Annotated in this window: 1 pseudogene; it reads right to left on the bottom strand. The window is 42.9% G+C overall.

What is annotated here, in order from left to right:
- Positions 1-390 (bottom strand): annotated as a pseudogene (locus HC175_RS19160) (SGNH/GDSL hydrolase family protein); the annotation flags it as partial.
- Between the last annotated feature and the right edge of the window lie 37 nt (positions 391-427).

The following is a 427-nucleotide window of genomic DNA, read 5'->3' as shown; positions in this document are numbered from 1 at the left end:
ATCATTCCAGTTGCGGTAAATTCCCATTCCGGAGACGCAATTGATCTCGTAATCCACACCCAGCTCTCTGGCCACCCGTGGACCATAAGCCATATAAGCACTGTGCTGGTCAAACCATTCTCCTTCATCACAATTAATTTCTGTGGTATCGGCACCCATTCCGCAGGTCATGGACTCTCCGATAAATTCGATCCTGACCTGGGGTTTTTCTGAGATCTTTTCAATCTTTTTCGCACGTATCCCGCTAAATATGAGAATTCCATTAGCTGCTTCAGTCTCTTTATAAATGGCTATTGTATTAGCTGAATCTTTCCTGGGGAGAGCAAATTTTAGCGTGTCTTTGGTAACGCGAAAACGGCCTTTATATTCCTCGTTTAATTCTACCGCCACATAATGATAACTACCTTCTTTACTTTTCAGGAAAACA

It is taken from the genome of Salinimicrobium oceani (assembly GCF_012037645.1).
This window is presented reverse-complemented; position numbering and strand designations above follow the sequence as displayed.